General features: G+C 30.6%; 7 protein-coding genes. All 7 read right to left on the reverse strand.

The window, feature by feature from the left end; all coding sequences use genetic code 11:
- Positions 1 to 2,067 (reverse strand): translation initiation factor IF-2, encoded by a 2,067-nt coding sequence (gene infB, locus KQI30_RS00845; RefSeq protein WP_216461267.1) that lies wholly within the window; start codon positions 2,065 to 2,067, stop codon positions 1 to 3.
- Positions 2,068 to 2,082: 15 nt separating this feature from the next.
- Positions 2,083 to 2,394: a ribosomal L7Ae/L30e/S12e/Gadd45 family protein gene (locus KQI30_RS00850; RefSeq protein WP_216461268.1), complete on the reverse strand. Its 312-nt coding sequence runs from the start codon at positions 2,392 to 2,394 to the stop codon at positions 2,083 to 2,085.
- The gene (gene rnpM / locus KQI30_RS00855; protein ID WP_216461269.1) at positions 2,384 to 2,653 is read right to left on the reverse strand and encodes an RNase P modulator RnpM; all 270 of its coding nucleotides are present in this window, start codon (positions 2,651 to 2,653) and stop codon (positions 2,384 to 2,386) included. The genes KQI30_RS00850 and rnpM overlap by 11 nt, the downstream gene beginning before the upstream one ends.
- Before the next feature lie 16 nt (positions 2,654 to 2,669).
- Entirely contained in the window at positions 2,670 to 3,722 is a 1,053-nt protein-coding gene (gene nusA / locus KQI30_RS00860) for a transcription termination factor NusA (RefSeq protein ID WP_216461270.1), read from the reverse strand.
- Between the two features lie 25 nt (positions 3,723 to 3,747).
- Complete coding sequence (rimP, locus tag KQI30_RS00865; RefSeq protein WP_216461271.1) at positions 3,748 to 4,215, reverse strand: ribosome maturation factor RimP; 468 nt, start codon at positions 4,213 to 4,215, stop codon at positions 3,748 to 3,750.
- 158 nt (positions 4,216 to 4,373) lie between these two features.
- Complete coding sequence (locus KQI30_RS00870; RefSeq protein ID WP_216461272.1) at positions 4,374 to 8,699, reverse strand: PolC-type DNA polymerase III; 4,326 nt, start codon at positions 8,697 to 8,699, stop codon at positions 4,374 to 4,376.
- A 21-nt stretch (positions 8,700 to 8,720) separates the two neighbouring features.
- Entirely contained in the window at positions 8,721 to 9,770 is a 1,050-nt protein-coding gene (gene ispG / locus KQI30_RS00875) for a flavodoxin-dependent (E)-4-hydroxy-3-methylbut-2-enyl-diphosphate synthase (RefSeq protein WP_216461273.1), read from the reverse strand.
- Positions 9,771 to 10,256 lie beyond the last annotated feature (486 nt).

Raw genomic sequence — 10,256 nt, forward strand, 5'->3', positions numbered from 1 at the left:
CTATAGTGAAGAAGGTTTTATTTCTTCCATTGTATAGGCTTCAATAATATCTCCTTCTTTTATATCATTGAACTTATCAATAGTTAAACCACACTCATAATTTTGAGCAACTTCTTTAGCATCATCTTTGAATCTCTTAAGTGATGATAAAGCTCCGTCAAAGATTACTATTCCATCTCTTACTACTCTTACAGATTCATTTCTAACTACTTTACCACTAGTTACATAACATCCTGCAACAGTACCAACAGAAGATATCTTATAAGTCTGTCTAACTTCTGCTGTTCCAAGAACAACTTCCTTATATTCTGGTTCTAACATACCAATCATAGCTGATTTTACATCTTCAATAGCATCGTAGATAATTCTATATGTTTCCATATCTACTTTTTCTTTTTCAGCCATTGCTACAGCATTATTATCTGGTCTTACATTAAATCCTATTATTATAGCATTTGATGCTGCTGCTAAAGTTACATCAGTTTCAGTTATAGCTCCAACTGCACCATGAATAACTCTTACTTTAACTGCATCTGTAGATAATTTTTCTAATGATTGAGTAAGTGCTTGAACTGATCCTTGTACATCAGCTTTAACAATAATTGATAATTCCTTAACTTTACCTTCTTGAATTTGGCTATATAAATCTTCAAGAGATACCTTATTTGTATTTAAGTAAGCACTCTTAGCTGCTTCTTTTCTTTCTTCAGCAATATTTCTAGCTGTTTTTTCATCTTTAACAACTTCAAATTTGTCTCCTGATACTGGTACTTCTGAAAGACCTAAAACTTCAACTGGTACTGATGGACCTGCTTCTTTTACGTTTTTACCCTTATGGTCAAACATAGCTCTGATTCTACCATAAGTATTTCCAACTAAAATAGAATCCCCAACATGTAATGTACCATTTTGTACAAGTAATGATGCAACAGCTCCTCTTCCTTTATCTAACTTAGCTTCTATTACTGTACCTTTAGCATCTCTATTAGGATTTGCCTTAGCTTCTAACATTTCTGAAGTTAAAAGAATCATTTCAAGTAAATCATCTAAACCTTGTCTTGTCTTAGCTGAAACTGGTACTGATGCAACATCTCCACCCCAATCTTCTACTAAAACGCCTTCTTCTGCTAACTCTTGTTTTACTCTATCTATATTAGCACCTGGTTTATCAATTTTATTGATAGCTACAACAATTGGCACCTCTGCAGCTTTACAGTGATTTATAGCTTCTTTTGTTTGTGGCATTATACCGTCATCTGCAGCAACAACAAGTACTACGATATCTGTAACTTGTGCTCCTCTCGCTCTCATAGCTGTAAATGCTTCGTGTCCTGGAGTATCAAGGAAAGTAACCATTTCACCATTTACTTCTGCCATGTATGCACCAATGTGTTGAGTTATTCCACCAGCTTCTCCTTCTGTTACTTTAGCGCTTCTTATAGCATCTAAAAGAGAAGTTTTACCATGGTCAACGTGACCCATTACTGTAACTACTGGAGGTCTCTTAACAAGATTAGCTTCATCTTCGTCTTCCATAGTTTCTTTTTCTATTGCTTTTTCTTCTTTTCTAACTACTAAAACTGTTAATCTATCTGCTAACTTTTCTGCTAACTTTTCTACAGTGGCAATATCTATTTCTGCGTTTATAGCAGCCATAACCCCCATAAACATAAGTTCTTTAATTACTTCAATAGATGGCATTTTTAATAATTCTGATAATTCTTTTACTGTAATAGTATCTTCCATTTCTATTACAACTTCACCACTACTATTTTCTTGTTCTGTTAACTTAGCTTCTTCTTTGTTTTTATTCTTATTTCTGTTCTTCTTAACTTTTATAGAATCGTTTAGCATTTCTTCATATTCATCAACTAAACTTTCTTTTTTACCTTTTTTCTTGCTTTTTTCTTCTTCAATTAAATCTTTTATAAGTTCAGCTTCTTCATCTTCGATAGCACTCATATGATTTTTAACTTCTATACCAAATTCACTCGCTAATAGCTCTATTAATTCTTTACTTTGAACGTTTAATTCTTTTGCTAATTCATATATTCTTACTTTTGACAATAAGATACACCTCCATTAATTACTTTCTTCTATATTTAGTTCTAAAAGTCTATCGCCTATCTTCTTGTCTAAGATACCTATAATATTTATTTCTTCTCTTCCCAAAATAGCTCCTAGTTCTTCTTTGCTATAATTTTCGATAATAGGCACTTTAAATTTTTCACAATATACCTTGAACTTTTTCTTTGTATTATCTGATGATTCTTTAGACATAATTACTAAAGATAACTTCTTTAATTTGATAAATTCTTCTGTTTTATTATATCCTTCACATACATTTCCTGATCTTTTTGCTATGCCAAGAAATTGTATAAACTTATTTTGCATCGATTATCTCCTTCTTTAATGCCTCATATATATCATCTGTAAATTTCGTTTCTAAATTTCTTTCCAATCTTTTAGACTTAATAGCCTTCTCAAGACAATCCGCATCATTGCATATATATGCACCTCTGCCTGGTTTTTTCCCTACTAAATCTATAGAAACTTCACCCTCTTTATTTCTTACTACTCTAATAAGTTCTTTTTTAGGTTTCATTTCCATACAACCAGTGCACATTCTTTTAGGTATTTTTTTAACTTTCATAAAAATCCACCTACTTTTATTCTTCTACTTTTTTGCTTTTTATATCTATCTTCCAACCAGTTAACTTAGCAGCAAGTCTTACATTTTGACCTTCTTTACCAATTGCTAATGATAATTGACTTTCATCAACAACAACTACTGCTTCTTTGTTTTCTTCATCTGTTATATTTACTTCTAACACATTTGCAGGAGATAATGCATTTGATATATATTCTTCTGGTAGCTTACTCCATTTGATTATATCTATCTTTTCATTTTTTAATTCATTAACAATATTTTGTACTCTAGTTCCTTTAGGACCAACACAAGCACCCATTGCATCTACATCTTCATCGTTAGAATATACAGCAATCTTTGTTCTAGAACCTGGTTCTCTAGCTATAGATTTAATTTCAACTGTTCCATCATATATTTCTGGAACTTCTAATTCAAATAATCTTTTAACTAAATCTTTATGAGTTCTTGATACAACTACTTGTGCACCTTTAGTAGTATTCTTAACTTCTACAACATATAATTTTATTTGTTCGTTGAACTTATAATCTTCACCTGGAATTTGTTCATTTGGTCCTAAAACAGTTTCTATCTTATCTAAGTTTAATAATATAGTATTCTTATCTTTTCTAAGTACTGTTCCTGTTATTAGGTCATGTTCTTTTTGAATATAATAGTTATATATGTTAGCTCTTTCAGCTTCTTTTATTCTTTGAATAACCACTTGTCTAGCTGATTGTGCAGCTACTCTACCAAAATCTTTTGGAGTAACTTCAATATTAACTACTTCTCCAACTTCATATCTTGGATCTATTTTCTTTGCATCCTCAAGAGAAATCTCTAAAACATCATTTTCTACAGTATCAACTATATTTTTTCTTGCATAGATATGATTTTCTCCAGTTTCTCTGTTTATTTCTATAACAACATTTTGGTTTCCTTCACCATTTTTAGATGAATAATTTTTCTTATATGCTGCAATTAATGCATCCTCTAAAGTAGTAAATATAAAATCTTCACTTATCTCTTTACTTTTAGCAATTTCTTTTAATGCCTCAATAAACTCTGCATTCATTTTTTTACCTCCTTAATTCTCCCCATTAAAAACTAAAATTATTTAGATTAACTATTTTTATTTTTTCTCTTGGAATCTCTAAATCTTCACCATCTAAATTTAAAATAATATTATTTATATCAAAAGATTTTAATATTCCTGTTAATTTCTTTTTACCTTTAAATACACTTTTAGTTTTTATATCAACTTGTTCACCTGTATATTTTTCTAAATGTTCATCGGTAAATAGCGTTCTAAAAATTCCTGGAGATGAAACCTCAAGAAAATATTTATCTTCTATAGGATCATTTTCATCCACTAATTCACTTATTCTACGACTTACCATTTCGCAGTCACTAAGTCCTACACCACCATCTTCTTTATCTATGTAGATTCTTAAATAATTGTCTCCTGCTTCTTTTACATATTCAACATGATATAAAATATATCCTTTTCCTTCTACTATTGGTCTAACTAAATCAGTAATTTTTTGTACTAATACATCTCCGTTCATATTATCCCTCCTTACTATATAGCATTTACAAAAACCCTATAAATATTTAACAAACAAACAAAAGAGCGGGATCACCCACTCTTTATGTCATAACTTATATTCGTTTTTATTATTTCTATAGTAACACATATAGAAATAAATATCAAGTCTTTTACTATTTATAGACTAAATAGTGATAATTGGTTAGTATCTGGAAGCCCTTCTAAACATCCATGTTCATCTAAAGTTTCAATAACTGTCTTTGATACTTTAGCTCTAGTTCTTAAATCTTCTTTAGAAATAAACTCTCCATCTTTTGCTGCTTCAAATATACTTTTTGCAGCATTTTCGCCTACACCATTTAATGCACTTATAGGCATTCTTATACTATCATCTTCTATAATAAACTTATTTGCATCAGATTTATATATATCCACTTTTAAGAATTTTATACCCCTCTTATACATTTCATAACATATTTCAAGAGTTGTAAGTAATCCTTTATCTTTAACAGAAAGCTCTGCTGAATTATTAAACTCATCTATTTTAGCCTTTATCGTCATTTCACCTTTTATTATTAGATTACCATCAAAATCATCGCCTCTTACTGTAAAATAAGTAGCATAATATGCTCTAGGATAATATACTTTAAAATAAGCAATTCTAACAGCCATCATACAATAAGCCACAGCATGACCTTTAGGGAACATATACTTTATTCTTTTACAAGATTCAATATACCAATCCGGAACATTCTTTTCTCTCATTAATTCTTCATTTTCTTCTGATAGACCTTTTCCTTTTCTTACTTTCTCCATTATGTTGAAAGCTTCCTTCGGTGGTAGTCCTTGATATATTAGATACACCATAATATCATCTCTTGTAGCAATGCAATCTTTTAGTGTTGTATATCCTTCTTTTATAAAATACTGAGCATTATTAAGCCATACATCTGTACCATGAGATAACCCTGATATTCTTACAATATCAGCAAATGTCTGTGGCTGAGTATCTACAAGCATTTGTCTAACGAACTTAGTACCAAACTCAGGCAATCCATAACTTCCTACTTCACACTCCAATTCTTCTCTAGTTAAACCTAACGCTTCTGGTGATGTGAAAAGGCTCATAACTTTAGGATCTCCAAGTGGAATAGACTTTGGATCCACACCAGTTAAATCTTGTAACATTCTAAGTACCGTAGGATCATCATGTCCAAGTATATCTAATTTTAACAGTCTTCCACTTATAGAATGATAATCAAAGTGAGTTGTTACAATATCTGAAGTTGGATCATCTGCAGGTCTTTGTACTGGAGTAAAATTATAAATTTCATTATCTGCCGGTACAACCATTATTCCTCCAGGATGTTGTCCCGTTGTTCTCTTAACTCCTGTACATCCTTGTGATAATCTTTCAATTTCTGCTGATGAAACAATAATTTCTTTTTCATCTAAATACTTTTTAACAAAACCATATGCAGTCTTATCTGCTATAGTACCAATTGTACCAGCTTTAAATGTATGACCTTCACCAAATAGTACCTCACAATATTTATGAATATCACCTTGGTTATCACCAGAGAAGTTAAGGTCAATATCTGGTTCCTTATCACCTTCAAAACCTAAGAAAGTTTCGAATGGTATATCATGTCCATCCTTACTAAGCATCGTTCCACATTTTGGACATTCCTTATCTGGCAAATCTGCTCCAGATGCTACAGACCCATCATCAAAAAAATGAGAATATTTACACTTAGGACACACATAATGAGGTGGCAATCCATTAACCTCTGTAATCCCCGACATTGTAGCTACAAAAGAAGATCCAACAGATCCTCTAGATCCAACTAAATATCCATCTGAATACGACTTTGCTACTAGTTTCTGTGCTATAAGATATAAAACTGCATATCCATTATTTATAATAGAATTTAATTCTTTATCTAATCTCTTTTGAACAATGTCTGGCAAGTCATCTCCATATATAGAATGAACCTTATTTAATGTCATTTCTCTAAGTTCCTCTTCTGCTCCATCTATTTTAGGAGGAAAAGTTTCATCAGGAATTGGTTTAATCATCTCAACCATATCAGCTATATTATTAGGATTCTTTACAACTACTTCATAAGCTTCTTCTCTCCCTAAATAACTAAATTCATCTAACATTTCATTAGTAGTCTTCAAATATAATGGCGGCTGATTTTCAGCATCAGAGAAACCTTTACCAGCCATAAGTATTTTTCTAAACACACTATCTTCTGGATCAAGAAAATGCACATCCCCTGTTGCTACTACAGGTTTATTGTACTTTTTGCCTAATCGGTATATTCTTTTATTAATTTCTCTTAACTCATCAAAGTCTTTCACTATACCTTTTTCAATCATAAATTGATTATTACCTACTGGTTGTATCTCTAAATAATCATAAAAAGATATAATCTTCTCCATTTCTTCATCACTTCTACCAAGCATAATCTCCTTATAAACTTCACCAGCTTCACAAGCAGATCCAATTAAGAGTCCTTCCCTTAAAGAAGCAATTTCCGACTTTGGCATTCTTGGTGTTCTAAAAAAGTATTCTAAATTTGATTTAGATATAAGCTTATATAAGTTTTTACAACCTAACTGATTTATAGCAAAAATTATTATATGATGACTAGGTAACTTTTTCACATCAGTATTACTTATATATTTATTATTTAAATCACTCAATAAACTTATGTTATCTTCTTTTAACACCTTAAATGAATGTAATAATATTTCTGCTGTAGCTTCTGCATCATCTACAGCTCTATGATGATTTTCAAGAGAAATCCCAAGATGTTTACAAATAACATTCAATTTGTACCTTTTTAAATCTGGATATAAAAACTTACTTAATGGTATAGTATCCATTATGCCGTTATCAAACTCTATACCTAAGTCTTTATAATTTTTCTTTATAAAAGAGGTATCAAAAGGAGCATTATGTGCTACCAAAATAGCCCCTTTTGTAAACTCTCTAAAGTTTTTTAAGACTATATCCACGGTATCAGCATCTTTTACCATATCATCAGTTATCCCTGTAAGTTCAATTATCTTTGCAGGAATGTTTACCTCAGGATTAACAAAATGTGAAAATCTATCTACTATATTACCATCTTTAACTTTAACAGCTCCGATTTCTATTATCTTATCATTAATAGATGAAAAACCTGTAGTTTCTATATCAAACACTACAAATTCACTATCTATAGTTTTATCTTCAGGATTTATTACAATAGGCTCTCCATCATTTACTACATAGCCTTCTACGCCATATATCATCTTGATATTATTTTTTCTGGCAGCATCCATAGCTTCTGGAAATCCTTGAACTACACCATGATCTGTTAGTGCAATAGCTTTATGTCCCCACTTCGCTGCTCTCTCAACAAGTCTACTTATCGAAGTAATGCCATCCATCGCACTCATTGTACTATGAAGATGTAATTCAACTCTCTTTTCTGTTGCTGTATCCATTCTCTCTACTTTTTTTGAAAGATTTATATCTCTACATGAAATAGTAACCTCTCTTGCAAAAGAATCATATGCAGCTTCACCTCTTAATATAAGATGCATACCTTTCTTTATATTTTCTAATAGCTCATCTGCAGTATCCCCTTTTGGAAATACTTTTACTATAATTGATGATGTATAATCTGTTACAAATAAAGAGATTATCTTCCTTCCTGCTTTAGTTTCAAAAACATCAATTTTAAATAAATCTCCTTTTATTGTTACATAACCAGAGCCCATATTTATATCTGCAATTTTAGTTATTTCTTCTACAACAATCTTTTTACCATATAACGTATTTTCATCTTTAGGTTCACTCTTTCGTCCTTTTTGCATATATGGATTTGAAGGTCTTTCCTTACTTTGATTATTATCTTTGCTCTTAGCTTCTTTCTTAACTTCTCCTGAGGATTTTATAACTTTAGATATAATCTCTCTACTTTCTTCTTCTCTATCTTTTATATACGTCTCCATTGCCTTTTCATCAAAGCTAAAAGAAAAATTAGTAGTAACTCCAAATAGTTCTTTAGCTTTTTCTTTTAAAAATAAATCCATTCTATTGTCATGTAAATATTGAAAAATGAACTTACTATCAACAATAAGCTTAACGTCTTCGTTATTAATTACCTTTTCACAAGAACTTAAAGCTCTATATAAAACCTTCTTTTTTTCTAAAGTTAAATGTATAAAATCACTCCAGTAGTTATTTGTTAACTCTTCTAATGTTATATTACTAAGATCTTTAGAATATAACACATCACAATCATCAAATATACCAATATTACTTAAAACTATCTTTTTTACAGCATATACTACAGTATCATCTATATCATTTTCACCTTTTAGTAATACTCTTAGTCGCTGGCTCTTTTTTAGATATTGAAACTTCGTTACCTTAATTTTTAATGCTTTTAAAATTTTATCTTCATCTATTGCTAAATTGATTTTTTCAACCAGCCTATCCATACACTTCCTCCGTTTGTAAATCTATAAAGCCTCTATCTCCTTCATTAGTTCATCTACTAATTCTTCTTCTTTGCATTTCTTTACTATTACACCTTTTCTAAAGATTATTCCTTCTCCTTTACCGCCAGCAATACCAATATCAGCTTCTCTTGCTTCTCCAGGTCCATTTACTACACAACCCATTACCGCAACTTTAATATCCTTATTTATTGCTGCTAATTTTTTCTCCACAGTATTAGCAATTCCTATTAAATCTATTTCTGTTCTTCCGCATGTTGGACATGATATAAATTCAAGTCCACCTTTTCTTATTTCAAGAGCCTTCAATACTTCAATAGCTACTTTAACCTCTTCTGTAGGATCTCCTGTTAAAGATACTCTTAAAGTATCACCAATACCTTCACTTAATAAGGCTCCTAATCCTACTGATGATTTTATAGTACCTCTAAAAGGTGTTCCTGCCTCCGTTACACCTAAATGTACAGGATAATTACTTTTTTCTGAAAATAATCTATAAGATTCTATCATCATTTTTACATTTGCAGATTTTATAGAAACAACTATATCATCAAAATTCACATTTTCTAACATATCTATACTTTTTAAAGCACTTTCAACTAAAGCCTCAGCTTTTACTGATCCATATTTATTTAATATATCTTTTTCTAAAGATCCAGAATTGACACCAATTCTTATCGGTATATTTTTAGCTTTAGCAGCTTTCGCTACTTCTTCTAACTTCCACTTAGCACCGATATTTCCCGGATTAACTCTAAGTTTTGCAACACCATTTTCTATAGCCTTTAATGCTAGTCTATAATCAAAATGAATATCTGCAACTATAGGAATATCAATATTAGACGTTATAGTTTTTAATGCATCAGCTGCCTCCATATCTGGAACTGCACATCTAACTATATCTACTCCTGCTGCCCTTAAAGCTCTTATTTGCTCTAAAGTTTTTTCTGCATCTCTAGTATCAGTATTTGTCATAGATTGTATTGAAATAGGCGCATCTCCCCCTATATATAAATTCCCCACTTTAACTTTCTTAGTAATTCTTCTTTCCATTTTATTCACCTTTATATTAATTATTTTTATTTTAAAATCAATCGTATATAAAATTATATATTTTATTTAATACAAATTCAAATTGTAATATAGTCACAATTCATATTTTAAACGACGACTGTCGCATTAATAAATGAAAATTTGTAAGCGATAATTTCTTTTATCATGGCACAGGTAAGAAGGCACAGGGCTCAACTATAATCTAAATAAGAAACATAGTCTAACTTATAACATTTAACTCAACACTTATATTCTAAGAAATTCCGCAGGAATTTCCTCCATCACTGTACACTGATTAAATATACTAGAAAAAGCTGCCACATTCTTTCTGATCTGACTCCTGTCAAGTAGACAATCAAAATAAATAAAAGATATATGATTATGCGACTACGTTGTTAGTCGCATTTATCATGATGCTCTTTTTTTCTTTGCTTCTAACTCTGCTTTATAAGCAAGTATTCTCTTATTTTCTGGTATCGGATATTG

Origin of the sequence: Clostridium bornimense (assembly GCF_018917145.1) — a bacterium.
GTDB classification, from domain to species: domain Bacteria; phylum Bacillota; class Clostridia; order Clostridiales; family Clostridiaceae; genus Clostridium_AN; species Clostridium_AN bornimense_A.